This window comes from Dermacoccus sp. PE3 (genome assembly GCF_001021715.1).
Lineage (GTDB): Bacteria > Actinomycetota > Actinomycetes > Actinomycetales > Dermatophilaceae > Dermacoccus > Dermacoccus abyssi.
In genome coordinates, this window is record NZ_LDCM01000001.1 from 1,135,441 (window position 1) to 1,151,290 (window position 15,850).

14 protein-coding genes are annotated in these 15,850 nt (G+C 68.0%); 11 read left to right on the forward strand and 3 right to left on the reverse strand.

What is annotated here, in order from left to right; genetic code table 11:
* Window positions 1–53 precede the first annotated feature (53 nt).
* Window positions 54–2,099 (forward strand): NAD(+) synthase, encoded by a 2,046-nt coding sequence (locus AA983_RS05460; protein WP_047311012.1) that lies wholly within the window; start codon window positions 54–56, stop codon window positions 2,097–2,099.
* Between the two features lie 95 nt (window positions 2,100–2,194).
* Here the strand turns inward: AA983_RS05460 and AA983_RS05465 are convergent, their stop codons facing one another.
* Complete coding sequence (locus tag AA983_RS05465) at window positions 2,195–3,040, reverse strand: siderophore-interacting protein (protein WP_047311013.1); 846 nt, start codon at window positions 3,038–3,040, stop codon at window positions 2,195–2,197.
* A gap of 153 nt (window positions 3,041–3,193) precedes the next feature.
* On the opposite strand from AA983_RS05465, the gene AA983_RS05470 reads away from it, so the two are divergent.
* From AA983_RS05470 to AA983_RS05495, 6 genes are all read left to right on the forward strand, one after another.
* Window positions 3,194–4,234: an iron-siderophore ABC transporter substrate-binding protein gene (locus tag AA983_RS05470; RefSeq protein WP_052946888.1), complete on the forward strand. Its 1,041-nt coding sequence runs from the start codon at window positions 3,194–3,196 to the stop codon at window positions 4,232–4,234.
* 82 nt (window positions 4,235–4,316) lie between these two features.
* Complete coding sequence (locus tag AA983_RS05475) at window positions 4,317–5,321, forward strand: iron ABC transporter permease (protein ID WP_047311015.1); 1,005 nt, start codon at window positions 4,317–4,319, stop codon at window positions 5,319–5,321.
* The gene (locus tag AA983_RS05480) at window positions 5,318–6,394 is read left to right on the forward strand and encodes an iron chelate uptake ABC transporter family permease subunit (RefSeq protein ID WP_231579527.1); all 1,077 of its coding nucleotides are present in this window, start codon (window positions 5,318–5,320) and stop codon (window positions 6,392–6,394) included. Before AA983_RS05475 ends, AA983_RS05480 begins: the two co-directional genes overlap by 4 nt.
* On the forward strand, window positions 6,391–7,179 hold the full coding sequence (locus AA983_RS05485; RefSeq protein WP_052946890.1) for an ABC transporter ATP-binding protein: 789 nt from the start codon (window positions 6,391–6,393) through the stop codon (window positions 7,177–7,179). Before AA983_RS05480 ends, AA983_RS05485 begins: the two co-directional genes overlap by 4 nt.
* A 40-nt stretch (window positions 7,180–7,219) precedes the next feature.
* On the forward strand, window positions 7,220–8,005 hold the full coding sequence (locus AA983_RS05490; RefSeq protein ID WP_156170193.1) for a hypothetical protein: 786 nt from the start codon (window positions 7,220–7,222) through the stop codon (window positions 8,003–8,005).
* Entirely contained in the window at window positions 7,995–8,378 is a 384-nt protein-coding gene (locus AA983_RS05495) for a metallopeptidase family protein (RefSeq protein WP_231579528.1), read from the forward strand. The genes AA983_RS05490 and AA983_RS05495 overlap by 11 nt, the downstream gene beginning before the upstream one ends.
* 6 nt (window positions 8,379–8,384) lie before the next feature.
* Here the strand turns inward: AA983_RS05495 and AA983_RS05500 are convergent, their stop codons facing one another.
* Window positions 8,385–9,050 (reverse strand): 4'-phosphopantetheinyl transferase superfamily protein, encoded by a 666-nt coding sequence (locus AA983_RS05500; RefSeq protein ID WP_052946891.1) that lies wholly within the window; start codon window positions 9,048–9,050, stop codon window positions 8,385–8,387.
* 110 nt (window positions 9,051–9,160) lie between these two features.
* Here AA983_RS05500 and AA983_RS05505 point away from each other — a divergent pair, with 110 nt between their 5' ends.
* Window positions 9,161–12,502 carry a DEAD/DEAH box helicase gene (locus AA983_RS05505; protein WP_047311018.1) on the forward strand — a complete coding sequence of 1,114 codons (3,342 nt, stop codon included), beginning with the start codon at window positions 9,161–9,163 and terminating at the stop codon, window positions 12,500–12,502.
* 51 nt (window positions 12,503–12,553) lie between these two features.
* Complete coding sequence (locus AA983_RS05510) at window positions 12,554–13,297, forward strand: trans-aconitate 2-methyltransferase (protein ID WP_047311019.1); 744 nt, start codon at window positions 12,554–12,556, stop codon at window positions 13,295–13,297.
* Between the two features lie 3 nt (window positions 13,298–13,300).
* On the opposite strand, the gene AA983_RS05515 is transcribed toward AA983_RS05510, so the two are convergent.
* Complete coding sequence (locus tag AA983_RS05515; RefSeq protein ID WP_047311020.1) at window positions 13,301–13,651, reverse strand: DUF2200 domain-containing protein; 351 nt, start codon at window positions 13,649–13,651, stop codon at window positions 13,301–13,303.
* A 59-nt stretch (window positions 13,652–13,710) separates the two neighbouring features.
* Between AA983_RS05515 and AA983_RS05520 the strand changes: the two genes are divergently transcribed.
* Window positions 13,711–14,592: an SDR family NAD(P)-dependent oxidoreductase gene (locus AA983_RS05520; protein ID WP_197078947.1), complete on the forward strand. Its 882-nt coding sequence runs from the start codon at window positions 13,711–13,713 to the stop codon at window positions 14,590–14,592.
* A gap of 182 nt (window positions 14,593–14,774) precedes the next feature.
* A complete protein-coding gene (locus AA983_RS05525; RefSeq protein WP_047311021.1) occupies window positions 14,775–15,443 on the forward strand; it encodes a response regulator transcription factor in 669 nt (222 codons plus the stop codon).
* Window positions 15,444–15,850: the final 407 nt, after the last annotated feature.

A 15,850-nucleotide genomic window follows, 5' to 3' on the forward strand; every position in this document is an offset into this window, starting at 1 on the left:
CGCCGGCACCTGCTTTACAGGCGTCCTCAGTGGGTTCTGACATGCTGGGAACCATGAACTTCCGTTCCCTGTACGCGCACGGATTCGCCCGCGTCGCGGCGGTCACTCACCCCATTGCGCTCGCCGACCCGATGACGAACGCCGAGCGCGTTCTCGAGTCGATGCGTGAGCTGCACGACGAGGGTGTGGCGGCCGCGGTCTACCCCGAACTCAACCTCTGCGGTTACAGCGTCGAGGACCTCGTCATGCAGGACGTGCTGCTCGACGACGTGCTGCGCGCGATCGCCGCCGTCGTCGACGGTTCGCGCGGGCTCACGCCCGTCGCCGTCATCGGCGCGCCGATTCGTAAGGGCCAGCGCCTCTACAACTGCGCAGTCGTCGTCAAGGAGGGTGAGGTTCTCGGCGTCGTGCCGAAGAGCTACCTGCCCAACTACCGCGAGTTCTACGAGAAGCGCTGGTACGCGTTCGGCGAGGATCAGCGCGGTGAGCACGTCGACCTCGGCGAGGAACTCGGCGAGGTGCCCTTCGGTCCCGACCTCATCTTCCGAGCACTCGACCTGCCGGATCTGGCCATCCACGTCGAGATCTGCGAGGACGTGTGGGTGCCGATCCCGCCGTCGTCCGAGGCGGCCCTCGCGGGTGCGAGCGTCCTCATGAACCTGTCCGGTTCGCCCATCACCATCGGTAAGTCCGCCCAGCGCAGCCTCACGGTTCAGGGCCAGTCGTTCCGCACGCTGTCGGCGTACGTCTACGCGGCCAGCGGCGAGGGCGAGTCGACCACCGACCTCGCGTGGGACGGCCAGACGATGATCTACGACCAGGGCACCCTGCTCGCCGAGACTCAACGCTTCCCCGAGGGCCCGCGCTCCAGCGTCGCGGACATCGACCTCGGTGCCATCCGCCAGGCGCGCCAGCGCTACGGCAGCTATGACGACAACCGCCTGAGCTTCGGCCCGGCGCGACCGCTGCGCGAGGTGCCGTTCGAGCTCGGTGTGCCGGACGCCGACCTCGGTCTCAAGCGCGAGATCGAGCGCTTCCCGTTCGTGCCCGCCGACGAAGCCCGCCTCGCCCAGGACTGCTACGAGGCGTACGAGATCCAGGTCAGCGCACTCGAGCAGCGCATGCGCTCGATCGGCCAGCCGAAGATCGTCATCGGTGTCTCGGGTGGTCTCGACTCGACGCACGCGCTCATCGTCGCGGCCAAGGCGATGGACCGCCTCGGACGCCCGCGCACCGACATCCTGGCGTACACGATGCCGGGCTTCGCGACGAGCGACCACACGAAGTCGAACGCGTACAAGCTCGGCGAGACGCTCGGCGTCACGTTCGAGGAGGTCGACATCCGCCCGATGGCCACGCAAATGTTGAAGGATCTCGGCCACCCGTTCGGGCGCGGTGAGGAGGTCTACGACGTCACGTTCGAGAACGTCCAAGCCGGTCTGCGCACCGACTTCCTCTTCCGTATCGCCAACAGCAAGGGCGGCATCGTCCTCGGCACGGGTGACCTGTCGGAGCTCGCACTCGGCTGGTGCACCTACGGCGTCGGTGACCAGATGTCGCACTACGGCGTCAACGCCGGCGTCCCGAAGACGCTCATGCAGCACCTCGTGCGCTGGGTGGCTTCGAGCGACCAGTTCGACGAGCGCGTCGGCGAGACGCTGTTGTCGATCCTCGACACCGAGATCACGCCCGAGCTCGTGCCGACGAAGGAGGGCGAGACGCCGCAGTCGACCGAGGCGAACATCGGCCCGTACAACCTGCAGGACTTCACGCTCTACCACGTGCTCTCGCAGGGCTTCCGCCCGAGCAAGATCGCGTTCCTCGCCATGCACGCCTGGGACGACGTCGACGACGGCCGTTGGCCGGCCGGTTTCCCGGAGGACAAGCGCCCGGTCTACTCCCTCGAGGAGATCCGTCACTGGCTCGAGGTGTTCTACAAGCGCTTCTTCAGCCAGCAGTTCAAGCGCTCGGCGCTGCCGAACGGACCGAAGGTGAGCGCCGGCGGTGCATTGTCTCCCCGCGGCGACTGGCGCATGCCGTCCGATGCCTCGGGCAAGGCCTGGCTCGACGAACTGGAGCGCAACGTCCCGAAGGCCTGAACGCTGGCCTCACGGGCCTGACGTGAGACGAACTGCCCACGCTCCCGAGGGGGCGTGGGCAGTTCGTCTCGCTTCGTGGGCGGGCCGGCCGCGCGTCAGCCGGCGAGCGCTTGGTCGGCTTCCTTCGGCGGCAACCAGTAGCCGAGCGTCTTGATGCAGTCGCGACGAAGGCCTGCCGCGCGCAGCTTCCTCGTCAGGGCGCGGGTCGTGACAGTGTCGCAGGCGCCCCACGCGAACAGCCGCGTGCAGGTGGCCTCGGGGGCGTGCAGGTTCGTGCGTTCGCCGGGCGCCCCGTCTGCAGCGACGAACGCGGCGATCTCCGCATCGACGGCGTCGAGCAGGCCCTGACCGTTGTCGGTGCGACGCACCCAGCGCAGCGAATCCTGTGCACGTAGGCGAACAGGCAGCGCACGGTCCTCGGGGTGCACCCACTCGAGGACAACAGTGGTCGGCGCGGCGCTCACGGCGTCGAGGAGCGAGTTGATCGCCGGCAGGGAGGCGGTGTCTCCGACGAGGAGGTGACGGTCGACGTCGTCGCAATCGGGCAGGGACGGTTCCGACCCGTAGAGGCTGGCCTCGATCTCGTCGCCGGGGACGGTCTGCTGTGCCCAGCGGGCGGCAGCGCCGTCGTGGATGGCGAACTCGAGCCAGAAGGTGCCGGTCTCGACGTCGGGGTCGACGAGCGTGTAGGCGCGCTGGTGGCCGGCGCCGGTTCCCGTGGGATCGGTGAACCACAGGCGCACCCACATCGTGGGGTACGGGGCATGAGTGCGCAGGAATCCGTTGCCTGCGCAGCGCACGCGCTGGTAGGTGTCGCTGACGCGCTCGGTTTCGAGGACGGTGAAGACGAAGTCCTGCGCGCGAAGGTCGGCCAGGATCCGGCCGGCCTCACCGCGATCGACTGGGCGCAACGCGCGAGCGCGTGCGGTGGTCGGGGTCATCATCGACGCCTTCCGTCTCGGCTGCGGGTGCGGGCGTTGCATCGAGCAACACATGTGAGGTTAGCATTGCCTAACTCACGTTGCCAGGCATTGCGTCACGTCGACGTGACGTAACTGCCTATCTGCTGTTGTCCCTTCATCGAAAGGTCCCCCGTGATCAACCGCCGTGGTTTCCTCGCCCTCGCCACCGCAGGCACTGCCGCCACCGCCCTGGCCGCCTGTGGCACCGGCTCGTCGTCCGACGAGTCGTCGGAGAGCAAGAGCTCGGGTGGGGGCGCCGGGTCTGGCTTCCCCGTCGAGGTCAAGCACGCGTTCGGTACGACGAAGATCGAGAAGGCCCCGACGAAGGTCGTCGTCGTCGGGTGGGGTGACGCCGACGTCGTCGCCGCCCTCGGCGTCGCGCCGGTCGCGGCACCCGAGGTGACGTGGGGCGCCAACGCGAACAAGTCCACCGACTGGCTCGACGCTCAGCTCAAGAAGATCGGGGGCAAGGCTCCGGCGCGCTTCAGCGACAAGGACGGCACGCCCGTCGACAAGATCGCGACGTACCAGCCCGACCTCATCCTCGGAACGAACTCGGGTCTGACGAAGGAGCAGTACGACAAGCTCTCGAAGATCGCACCCACGGTCGCGTACCCGAAGGTCGCCTGGGGCACGTCCTGGCAGGAGTCGACGACCATGATCGCGACGGCTCTGGGCAAGAAGGCCGAGGGCGAGAAGCTCATGGCCGAGACCAAGAAGAAGATCAGCGACGCCGTCGTCAAGTACCCCGAGCTCAAGGGCAAGACGGCCTCGTGGGTCTACTTCACGCCGACGAACCTCAACACGGTGGGTGTCTACACCCCGATCGACAACCGTCCGCGCACCCTCGCCGAGTTCGGCCTGCCCGACGGTGACGGAATCGCCAAGCAGACGAAGAGCAGCAAGTCGTTCTTCGTCGACCTCTCTGCCGAGAAGGCCGCGCAGATCGACTCGGACATCGTCGTGTTCGACGAACTGCAGGGCGCCGAGCCGAGCAAGATCAAGAGCAACGCCCTGCTGGGCAAGATCCCGGCGATCAAGAACGACACGTTCGTCTCGATCAAGGAGCAGAAGCCGTCCGCGGCGATGTCCGGCCCGACCGTGCTGTCGATCCCGGTCGCTCTCGAGACGTTCCTGCCGCAGCTCGCGGCCGCGGCCAAGAAGGTCAAGTAAGTACCTCGAATGACGGCTGCGCGCGTTCCGCATCGCGGTGCGCGCGCAGCCGCATTCGATGTGGTCACTAGCCTCGATGCCGATGTCATCCACCACGTCACGCCCTGACGCGCAGGCACCGAGCCGATCGCGGCTCGTCGCCGGTGGCCTCGTGCTGCCCGCGCTCCTCGCGGTCGCCGTCGTCGTGTCCCTGCTCGTCGGGGCCACGGCGCTCACCTCGGGTGACCTCGGCGCGCTCCTGTCTGCACGCGGCGACCGTACGGTCGTCGGCATCCTCATCGGGGCGGCTGTCGCGATGTCGGGTGCCGCGATGCAGGGCATCACTCGCAACCCTCTCGCCGACCCGGGCATTCTCGGCATCAACGCGGGGGCATCACTGCTCGTCGTCGCGGGCATCACGTGGTTCGGCATCAACTCGCTTCTCGGCTACATCGGTTTCGCGCTCGTCGGCGCCGCGCTCGCCGCGGTGGCCGTGACGGCGCTCGCGACGGCGGCCTCACGCGGGTTCGGCGGATCGGGCAACAGCCCGCTGTCGAGGGCGCTTGCCGGCATGGTGTTCACCGCCGGCGCGACCTCCGCCGGGTCGGCACTGCTCATCGCCGACGGCAAGTCGCTCGACGTCTACCGCTTCTGGCAGGTCGGCTCGGTCGCCGGTCGCGAGATCGGCGACATCGTTCCGGTGCTGCCGTTGCTCGCGCTCGGCTTCGGCGTTCTGCTCGTCGCGGGACGGCGCCTCGACATCCTCGCCATGGGCGATTCCGTGGCGCGCGGCCTCGGCGAGAAGCCCGAGAAGCTGCGCTTCGTCATCGGCGGTGCTGCAGTGGCACTCGCGGCAGGGGCCGTGGCCGTCGCGGGGCCGATCGGTTTCGTCGGGCTCGTCGCGCCCCACCTCCTGCGTCCCCTCATCGGGACGTCGTACCGCGTGCTTCTCCCCGCGTCAGCCTTCGTCGGGGCCAGCCTCGTTCTGCTCGCCGACACGCTCGGCCGCGTCGTCTCCCCGCCCGGCGAAGTGCAGGTCGGCATCATGACGGCCGTCCTCGGCTGCCCGGCCCTGCTGTGGGTCGTCGCGAGGATGCGATCGCTGTGAACGAGACGACATCGACTTCTCCCTCCGCGACGCAGATGTCCCCGACGACTCTCGAGCGGTCGCGCGTCGACACCGATCCGCGCAAACGGCGCCGCCTCGTCGCCCTCGGCGCACTGATCGTCGCGACTCTGGCGATCTTCCTCGTCCGGGTTCTCCTCGGCGACTTCACCTTCACCATCACCGATGCCGTGCGCATCGTCCTCGGTGAGCAGATCGACGTGAGCGGCGCGAACTACGTCCTCATGGAGTCGAAGCTGCCGCGGGCCGTGGCAGCCCTCGTCGGTGGGGCGCTCTTCGGCGCGGCAGGTGCGGCGATGCAGTCGCTCGTGCGTAACCCACTCGCGAGCCCTGACGTCCTCGGCATCTCGCTCGGCTCGAGTACAGCGGCCGTGTTCTGTGTGACGTTGCTCGGATGGTCCGGTTGGCCGATCCTCTTCGTCGCCGTGCTGGGCGGCTTCGCCGTCTCCGGCGTCATCCTGGCTCTCGCCAAGGGGCAGACGGCGCGCATGATCCTCGTCGGTATCGCGATGGCTGCGGGTCTGCAGTCGGTGATCCAGTGGATCCTGCTCAAGTCCAACGCCTTCCAGGCGCAGGACGCGATGGTGTGGCTCGCCGGTTCGGTCTCGGACGTCACGTGGCCCGAGATCGCACGGCTCGCGGGTATCGGGCTTCCGATGCTCGTCGTGCTCGCCCTCCTGGCTCATCGCCTGCGCGTGCTCGAACTCGGTCGACCGCTCGCCGTCGGCCTCGGCGTTCCCGACGGCGCCACACGAGCCTTCGTCTTCGTCGGCGTCGTGCTCGGCATCGCCGTCGCGACGAGCGTCTGTGGCCCGGTCGCCTTCGTCGCCCTGCTCGCCGGCCCGATCGCCCGTCGTCTCATGGGGCGCACGAGCATCGTCGCTGCGGCTCTCGTCGGAGCGAGCATCACGATTGCCGGCGACTACGTCGGCGCCTACCTCATCCCCGGCGGCGGCAAGCTGCCCGTCGGCGTCATCACCGGACTCGCCGGCGCGCCCGTGCTCGCCTGGCTCCTCGTCGCATCGCAGCGAGGACGATCGAAAGGAACGCCATGACCCGGCTTCGCACCGAAGAACTCGTGCTGCGCTACGGGTCGGGGCGCAACGCCGGCCCGGATGTCGTCCGTGACGTTTCGCTCGACGTGCCGGACGGGAAGGTCACCGTCCTCATCGGTGCCAACGGCTGCGGCAAGTCGACGCTGTTCGCGGGCCTCACCCGACTCATGACGCCGGCGTCCGGGCGGGTGCTGCTCGACGACGCCGACGTCGCGTCCGAGCCGACGCGTGACGTCGCGAAGAAGGTGGCGCTCCTGCCCCAGAATCCCCTGGCTCCCGAGGGGATGAGTGTCGCCGAACTGGTGCGCCAGGGACGCACCCCGCACCTCGGGTTGCTCGGGCGCGGCGGCCCCGAGGACGACGAGGTGGTCGCCGAGGCGATGCGCGTCACCGGCGTGGACGACCTCGCCGAGCGACCGGTCGAGGAGCTCTCCGGCGGTCAGCGTCAGCGGGTGTGGCTCGCGCTCGCACTCGCTCAGGACACGGACATCCTGCTGCTCGACGAGCCGACGAGCTTCCTCGACATCGGTCACGCGGTGGAGTTGCTCGACGTCGTGCGGCGCCGCAACGCCGAGCGTGGCACGACCGTCGTCATGGTGCTGCACGACCTGTTCCTCGCGGCGCGTTACGCCGATCGTCTCGTCGCGATGTCCGAGGGGAAGATCGTCGCGCAGGGCGCGGCGGCGGAGGTTCTCACCGCCGAGCTGGCGAAGCGTCTGTACGGCATCGAGTGTGTGGTTCTCGAGGATCCCTCCACGGGTCGTCCTGTCGTCCTGCCGCGCTAGTGTGAGCCTCACAGTCGGCAGTGTTCGGGAGGGGTTCGTCATGAAGTCGCTCAGGGTGGTCACGGCAGGGCTCGCGCTCACCACGGTGCTCGCCGGGTGCGGCACGTTCGGTGCGGAGGGCACCTCGACGAGCAGTTCCTCGTCGCAGAGCTCCAGTTCGACGAGCGAGAGTTCGCCGTCGGAGTCGTCGTCGAGCGAATCGTCCGCGACGGAGTCGTACACCTCGTCCGAATCGTCCTCGTCGAGCTCGTCCCCGACTTCCTCCTCGAGTGCCTCGTCGAGCGATGCGGGCAACGCCGCTCTGCCGGCCGGCACAAAGCTCGTCACGGCTCCTGACGCCGGGATGAGCTTCGGCGTGCCGTCGGGCTGGCAGAAGGTCGAGGCGTCGCTTCTCGACAACCCGCGCTCGAAGAACAACATCGAACCGCTCGCGAAGAAGTCCGGGCTCACGCCCGAGCAGATGGTCAAGCAGTTCGAGACCCAGGCCGACATCGTCGTCATCGATCTGTCCGGCACGTCGAACTTCGCCGACAACGCGAACGTCACGAAGGTCGCCATCCCCGTGAAGCCCACGAAGGGCCAACTCGACTCGTCGTTCGACCAGATCGGCGGAAAGCCCGTCTCCTTCAGGGAGATCGAGACGCCGCTCGGACAGGGTGTGCAGTACGAGTACAGCCTGCCGGTAGCCGAGACCACCGTCCGCGGCGTGGCGCTCTACGTGCCGGACGGCAAGGGCTCGTACCGCAACATCACTGTCAGCTCCGGCACGGCCGAGCGGGCACAGAAGCTGGCCAAGGACATCGTCAGCAGCCTGCGTGAGTCCTGACCCTGTGTGGTTGTCGCGCCAGGAGTTCGAGGACGCCGTCGGTGACGCGCTCGACGCGGTGCCGACGCAGTTCCTCGACCGCCTCGACAACGTCGTTTTCCAGGTCGAGGACGAGCCCACGCCCGAGCAGCTCGCCGACGTCGACGGTGGGGAGCTGCTCGGTCTGTACGTGGGCGTCGCGTTGCCTGACCGCGGAGATGGCTATGGATGGGGCAGCTTGCCCGATCGCATCTACCTGTTCTCCGGTCCGATTCAGCGACTCTCGAGGACGCGGGAGGAAGTCGTCGAGCAGATCCGCGTCACGTTACTGCACGAAATCGGCCACTACTTCGGCATCGACGACCACCGCTTGCACGAACTCGGGTGGGGCTGAGCCGGCTCAATCGCTGAGAGCCCATGCCCCGACGACGTCGGGGCGATCGGTCTCCCACATCGCCACCGTCCACCCGGGGATCGGGCGGGCACGCACGTCGCTGACGTCGTCGCGGTCCAGCGGCACCGTGATGCCCTCGCCCGTTCCCTTCAGGAGCGCCTCCTTGCGCGTCCAGATCTCGGTGAAGACGCTGCACGCCGCCCTCGAGGACGTCTCGAGCGCTGCGGTGACGGCAGCCCGCTCGCGCAGGTGCAGCTGCGTCGCCACGTCGCGGACCACGTCGAGCTCGGCCACCTCCTCGAGGTCGAACCCGACGGGACGTTCGGCGAGGGCGAGCGCGACGACGGGACGCGGGCCACGCACGCTGGTCACCGAGAAATGCAGATCGGCTGCACGCGGATAGGGCCGTCCGTGCGGGCCGCCGCACTGCACACACGGACGGTGGTCGATGACGATCTCGGCCGGAGACCCGCCGAGACGCGCAGCCAGTTCGGTGCGCAGCAGGGCCCGGCGGGCGACGAACATGCGGTGGGTCTCGCCGTCGCGCAGCGTGTTCGCGTGGTGAAGCTCGTCGGGGGAGAGACACGCACGTTCCGCGTCGAGGTCGTCGGTCGGGGCAGGCGTGCGCAGGATGATCGTCGGGGGCGTGATGGGCTGACGCTCGCGGCTCACAAGCTCATCGTAGGCGGGTTGCGAGGTGGGTACCTCGGTCCCGGTCCGCACCTCGCACGGGCGGAGCTCCGGCGTTGTCGGTGGGCTGCGTTAACCTCGCGCACGTGACGATGAAGTTCGAGCCGGACGAGGCCACGTGGGTGCTGTCGAGCACCGATGTCGGTCTGGCGGCTGTCGTCGGGGAGGGTGCGTTCAGCCGGGGCCTCGACTATGCCATCGGCGGCAAGGTCGTCGCGCTGGCCACGGCGGACCGTGGGCGGGTGCTCATGGGTACCGTCACCGGCAACGGGCTCGCCCCGTACCAGTGCCTCGTCACGCACAAGGGCGAGGCGGCCAACGGTGAGCCGCTGTGGGTTTCGCGGTGCACGTGCCCTGTCGCCACCGAGTGCAAGCACGCCGTCGCCGCCATCATCGCGGCGCGCCGTGCGATTACCGACGGCGTGAGCAAGGGTTCGGTCTCGCGCACCCCCGCACGTTCGAGCGCCCAGTCCAACGTCGTGCCCCTCTTCGGCGGCAGCGGCGTGGCCACCGCGTCCTGGCGGGCACGGTTGTCGGAATCCCTCGGACCCTCGGAGCCCGAGCGGGTGGAGAAGCGGGTCGAGAGTCCCACGAGCAGTTCGTGGCGCGCCCAGCTCGGTCTGCAGTTCGAGGCCAAGGCTCGGCCCACGTCGATGTCGGACTCGACGCCAGTGCAGCGCCTCGAGCTCAAGCCGACGAAGCTCATGCGCACCGGGCGCTGGTCGCGCACGGCGACGTGGGTCGACGTGCGCAGTAGCGCGGGTATCTCCGAGGCCGAAGAGCATCAGCAGGAAGTGCTCAAGCGCTTCGTCGCGGCGCACAAGCCCCAGGTCGGCAGCGGTCAGACGGTCTACCTCGACGAACTCGGCCCGGGCGTCTGGCCGGGGCTTCGCGAGGTGGCCGACGCCGGCATCACGCTCATGCTCGCGGCCACGCCCGGTGAGGGCGTCACGCTCGCCGAGCCCGCGGAGGTCACGCTCGGCATCCACCGCAGCGAGGCCGGGCTCGTCCTGACGGCCGACGTCGTCGGCGTCGACCTCGAACCCGAGTTCGGTACGGCCATCCTCATCGGCGAGCCGGCTCACGGCGTCGCCGTGCTCGACCGCGGCAGCCTGCGGCTCGTACCGTTCCACGAGACGCCGCACTCGGTGCTCCAACCGCTCCTGTTGGGCGACGTCATCGAGATTCCCGAGGACGAGATCCCCGAGTTCGAGAGCGAGTTCCTGCCCCGCCTGCGTCGTCACACAAGCATCAGTGACGTCACGAACACCCTGAGCGATCCGGTCGAACCGCGTCTGCTCCTCGTCGTCACGCCGAAGACGGTGGGCAAGGTCGAGGTCGAGACGTTCTTCACCTACGGCGACAAGCGAGTCACGTCGACGCCGGTGGGTCGTGGGCGTCAGTTCTCGAGCGAGAGCGCCGTCATCGCCCGCGCCGCCGTCCTCCTCGGGCGTCTGCGCCTCACACGTTCGGTGCCCGGCTTCGATCTGTGGGTCAAGCCGAAGGCCGAGCTCCTCGGCATGGAGGCGGTCAAGCTCGCCGACGCCGTTCCCGAACTCAAGGCCGTCGACGGTGTCGACGTCGTCATGGCGGGTGAGCTGCCCGTCTACGAGGAGGCCGAGGACGATCCCATCATCGAGGTGGGCGTCAACGAGGCCGGCAACAAGCCGGACTGGCTCGACCTGCAGATCACCATCAGCGTCGACGGCCAGGAGGTGCCCTACCCCAACCTCATCGAGGCGCTGCACCGCGGCGACGAGACGATGATGCTGCCGTCGGGCACGTACTTCCGGCTCGACTCGCCCCAGCTTCGTGACATCTCACGCGTTCTCGAGGAAGCCCAGGAGCTCACCGACAAGACCTCGGAGAAGCTGCAGATCAGCCGCTACGACATCGGCCTGTGGGACCAGCTCGTGGGGCTCGGGGTTGTCGAGCAGCAGCGCACGGCATGGCAGGAGGCCGTCGAGGGCCTGACGAAGCAGGGCTGGAACCCGCGGGCGGTCGAGACGCCGGTGGCGTTCGATGCCACGTTGCGGCCCTACCAGCTCGAGGGCTACGCCTGGCTCGCCAATCTGTGGGACGCGCGTCTCGGCGGGGTCTTGGCCGACGACATGGGCCTCGGTAAGACCATCCAGACGCTGGCGATGCTCGAACGGGCCCGCGCGGCAGGGGAACTCGACGACGCTCCGGCCCTCGTCATCGCGCCCACCTCGGTGCTCGGCGTGTGGGCACGCGAGGCGGCGCAGTTCACGCCGAAGCTGCGTGTCAGTGTCCTCAACGCCACGTCGAAGAAGCGCGGCACGGAGGTGGCCCAGGAGATCCGCGACGAGCGTGCCCATGTCGTCGTGACGAGCTATGCGGTGGCCCGCCTCGATGCCGACAACTTCCACGCCTGCTCGTGGCGCGCCCTCGTGCTCGACGAAGCCCAGATGGTCAAGAACCACACGTCGCAGACGTTCCAGGCCATCAAGAAGATCGGGGCGCCGTTCGGCCTGGCCATCTCGGGCACACCGCTCGAGAACTCCGTCATGGATGTCTGGTCGCTGTTCAACCTTGTCGCGCCGGGCCTCTTCCCCCGACCGGAGGACTTCATCCGGCGCTACCGCAAGCCGATCGAGCAGGGCGAGGGGCACGTCGTCACCGACGCCCTGTCAGCGCTACGCCGCCGCATTGGGCCGCTCATGTTGCGTCGGCGCAAGCAGGACGTGGCCCCCGACCTTCCCGAGAAGCAGATCCAGCGGGTCGATGTCGCGCTGTCGCCTCAGCACGAGCGTGTCTACAAGCGGCACCTTCGCCGCGAGCAGCAGCGCGTCATGGGGTTGCTCAAGGATCCGGACGCCAACCGCGTCGAGATTCTCGCTGCGCTCACGCGCCTTCGCCGACTCGCGCTCGACCCGGCGCTCGTCGATGACGAGTTCTCTGAGCGGAGCGTCTCGCGCAAGGTCGAGGCCGTTGTCCAGCAACTCGCCGACATCGCGGGCGAGGGGCATCGTGCGCTCGTCTTCAGCCAGTTCACCGACTTCCTCACCATCGTGCGTGAGGCCGCGGCGGATGCCGGTGTCTCCACGGCCTACCTCGACGGCTCGACCCGCAACCGGCAGCAGGTCGTCGACGAGTTCAAGGACGGCGACGCCGACGCGTTCTTCATCTCGCTCAAGGCGGGCGGCACCGGGCTCACGCTCACCGAGGCCGATTACGTCATCGTCCTCGACCCGTGGTGGAACCCGGCCGCCGAGGATCAGGCCATCGATCGCGCCCACCGCATCGGGCAGACGAATCCGGTCATGGTCTACCGCTACGTCAGCGCCGGAACCATCGAGGACAAGGTCGTCGAGCTGCAGGAGAAGAAGCGCAAGCTCTTCGAGGACGTCGTCGACGCAGGGGCCGGCGGTGGTCGCCTGAGCGGCGCGGACATCGCAGCCCTTCTCGAATGAGAACGAATCAAGTATCTTGATGTCAAGATACTTCGACGGAAGGTGCAGCCGATGACCCGAGAGTGGAACGCCAAGGTCTACGACGAGCTGCCGTTGCCGCACGTTGCCTGGGGCAAGCGCACGATCGAGCGCCTGAACCTCGCCGGCACCGAGCGCGTCCTCGATGCCGGCTGCGGTACGGGCCGCGACGCCGAGGAGCTCCTGCGCCGGTTCCCCGACGTCGAGCTCGTCGGCATCGACGGGTCGTCGCAGATGGTGGAGCAGGCACGCGAGCGCTTCGCCGATCGGCCAGCCGAGCGTGCGAGCTTCCACGTGCGCGACCTCGAGCAGCCGCTCGACCTCGAAAACTCCTTCGACGCCGTGATGAGCGTGGCCTGCTTCCACTGGATCGCCGACCACGACGCGCTGTTCGCGAATCTCGCCGAGGTGATGCGTCCCGGCGCCCGCCTCGCGTCCGACTCTGGCGCCGAGGGCAACATCGCCATCGTCGAGGCGGCCATTTCCCGAGTTCGCGGCGTGCCGAACGAGCCGAAGGGCTTCGTGGGGCCGCAGGAGACGAAGGAGCGCCTGGGGCGTCACGGCTTCGACGTCGAGCGCGTCGAACTGCGTCCCAGCCCCGTGCGCATCGACGATCCGGCCACGATGGAGCGCTACCTCGCCACGATCTGTCTCGGTGGATACCTCGACGGCATGACGGATGACGAGGCCCGCGAGTTCACCCGGGCCGTGCGTGAGGCGATGAGCGAGCCCGTGCTCGACTACGTCCGCCTCGAGATCGACGCACTGCGCCGCTGACGTTCAGCCGCGAAGGATCGAGGTCATCTGCTTCCCTCGGGCGAGTTCGTCGACGAGTTTGTCGAGGTAGCGGATCCGCTGCATGAGGGGGTCCTCGATTTCCTCCACCCGGTGCCCGCAGATGACGCCGGTGATGAGTTCCGCGTTCGTGTTGAACGCCGGGGCCTCGTCGAAGAAGCCCTGCATCGTCACCCCGTCGTAGATGACGCGGCGGATGCCCTCGTCGTCATACCCCGTGAGCCACGTGATGACCTCGTGCAGCTCGGCGACGCTGCACCCCTTGCGCTCCACCTTCGTGACGTAGTGCGGGTAGATGCTCGCGAACGGGGTGTCGAAGATGCGGTGGCCTGCCATGGTCACGAGTATGCCGGTTTGCACAGCGACGGAGGCGATGCGCCCGTACGGTCGGGGGCATGATCGGTTTCGGACGGAAGATGCGCAACTACGCGGGCGCGTGCGCCCTCGTCACGGGCGGCGCCTCGGGGCTCGGTCTCGAACTCGTGAGGCTCCTCGCCGCTGACGGCGCGCGAGTGCTCGCCACCGACATCCACGAGAGCGTTGACCCCTCCCTCTTGCCGAACGGTGTCGACTACCTGCGCCTCGATGTCCGCCGTGACGACGACTGGGCGGGTGCTCGTACGTGGGTGCAGTCGCACTGGGGCCACCTCGACCTTCTCGTCAACAACGCCGGTATCGCCGTCGGCGGTCGCATCGAGGCCGCGGGCATGGCCGACTGGGATCGTGCGCTCGCCATCAACCTCATGGGTGTCGTGCGGGGGTGCCACACGTTCACACCGATGATGAAGGAGCGCCGCAGCGGCCAGATCGTCAACACCGCCTCCCTGGCCGGCCTCGTTCACGCGCCGGCCATGGCCACGTACAACGCGACGAAGGCCGCCGTCGTTGCGGTGAGCGAGACGCTCTCCCACGAACTCTCGCCCTTCGGCGTCGACGTGAGCGTCATCTGTTCCTCGTTCTTCCGCGCGAACCTCGCGAGCTCCCTCGAGGGCGCTGACCGGGAGATGGAGGTGGTCGCGACGAAGCTCATCGACGAGGCGCCGCGCTCGGCCGCGCAGGTCGCCGCTGCTGCGTTCGCAGGCATGAAGGCGGGCAAGCACGTCATCCTCACCGAGCCCGACGGGCGCGTGGCCTACGGGGCAAAGCGATACGCACGCCCGCTCTACGACCTGGGCATGCAGTCCGCGGCAAAGCGTGTGGCAAGGGGGAAGTCGCCCCAGCCCGGTGCGATGCAGGTGGCCGACAGGTTGGCTCGAGCTCGCGCCGCGAAGTCCTGACCGGCCGCGGCAATCCGGGCGTTGTCTGACGCTCGTGACCACCCGCTGCACCCGACGCCTGTGGCCGCCGTTGTCAGCCGATTCGTAGGAATGCCGAATCACGTTGGCAAGCGGAACTCTTCACCAGCTTCTCACCCACAGGGGTGGGTTCGCCGCGGGGGTGGAGGTCGTAGCCTCAAGGGGTGAAGAACGCTAACCCGATCCGCTTGGCCGTCGTCGACGACTACGAAGTGGTGGTCAACGGCCTGGTCAAGATGCTCGAGCGGTACAAGGACCGTGTCGTCGTGGTCGAACTGGACACCACGCCCCAGGAGCCGGAGGTCGCCGAACAGTGCGACATCGTCCTGTACGACACGTTCGGCCAGGCTCACGGTGACGAGGTCACGCTGTCGCACCTCATCGGCGCCCCGAACGTTGGCGACGTCGTGGTCTACACCTGGAACTTTCAACCGGATCTTGTGCGCCGCAGCCTGGAGGCCGGCGTGAAGGGCTACCTGTCGAAGACGCTCCCGGCCTCGGAACTCGTCGCAGCGCTGGAGCGGGTCCACGCCGGGGAGACGATCGTCTCCGCCGAAGTGGGTACGGGGCCGATCGCCGGTGAGTGGCCCGGGCGCGAAGAGGGGCTCACGCCTCGTGAGGCCGAGGTGCTCGCGCTCATCACACAGGGGCTGTCCAACAACGAGATCGCAGCCCAGACTCACCTGTCGATCAACTCGGTGAAGAGCTACATCCGCACGGGCTACCGCAAGATCGGGGTGACGAGCCGGAGTCAGGCTGTTCTGTGGGGAGTGCGCCACGGGTTCGAGCCCGACCACCGACGCATCGTTGCCGGCTCGCAGAACGGCCTGTGACCACCAGGCGCTGACGCCGAAACCAGCCCCCGACGAGCGTGCGCCAGTTCACACGCCCTCGATTTGCCCGACACTCTCCGGTCGCCTAATGTTTACGGAGTCAGCCCGGAAGGGCATCGCGGCAGGAGCCGCTCACACTGACTGTTTGGTTGGTAGATGAGTGTGCGGGTCGGGTGCTTGGGTTTGATGGATTTGTCTGGAGCCAAGTGCGCGAGATGAAAATCCTCATTGGTCACGGTTGTGGCGGTGGCGGGTTGGATTTGACGCCCAAGAGCCGGATGGATTAAGTTAGAGAAGTTGCCCCGGAATCGGGCCGCCACCACTGGGTGGGGCTTGTTGATGGTGTGTGATGGTGTTTTGAGAACTCAACAGCGTGCCGATGTGATCATCGCCAAACAACAATATTT

Bases quoted from the DNA above. Each gene is read 5' to 3' on its own strand.
- AA983_RS05475 (WP_047311015.1), top strand. From the start codon at position 4,317: ATGTCATCCACCACGTCACGCCCTGACGCGCAGGCACCGAGCCGATCG.
- AA983_RS05505 (WP_047311018.1), top strand. From the start codon at position 9,161: ATGAAGTTCGAGCCGGACGAGGCCACGTGGGTGCTGTCGAGCACCGAT.
- AA983_RS05510 (WP_047311019.1), top strand. From the start codon at position 12,554: ATGACCCGAGAGTGGAACGCCAAGGTCTACGACGAGCTGCCGTTGCCG.
- AA983_RS05460 (WP_047311012.1), top strand. From the start codon at position 54: ATGAACTTCCGTTCCCTGTACGCGCACGGATTCGCCCGCGTCGCGGCG.
- AA983_RS05485 (WP_052946890.1), top strand. From the start codon at position 6,391: ATGACCCGGCTTCGCACCGAAGAACTCGTGCTGCGCTACGGGTCGGGG.
- AA983_RS05515 (WP_047311020.1), bottom strand. From the start codon at position 13,651: ATGGCAGGCCACCGCATCTTCGACACCCCGTTCGCGAGCATCTACCCG.
- AA983_RS05490 (WP_156170193.1), top strand. From the start codon at position 7,220: ATGAAGTCGCTCAGGGTGGTCACGGCAGGGCTCGCGCTCACCACGGTG.
- AA983_RS05520 (WP_197078947.1), top strand. From the start codon at position 13,711: ATGATCGGTTTCGGACGGAAGATGCGCAACTACGCGGGCGCGTGCGCC.
- AA983_RS05465 (WP_047311013.1), bottom strand. From the start codon at position 3,040: ATGACCCCGACCACCGCACGCGCTCGCGCGTTGCGCCCAGTCGATCGC.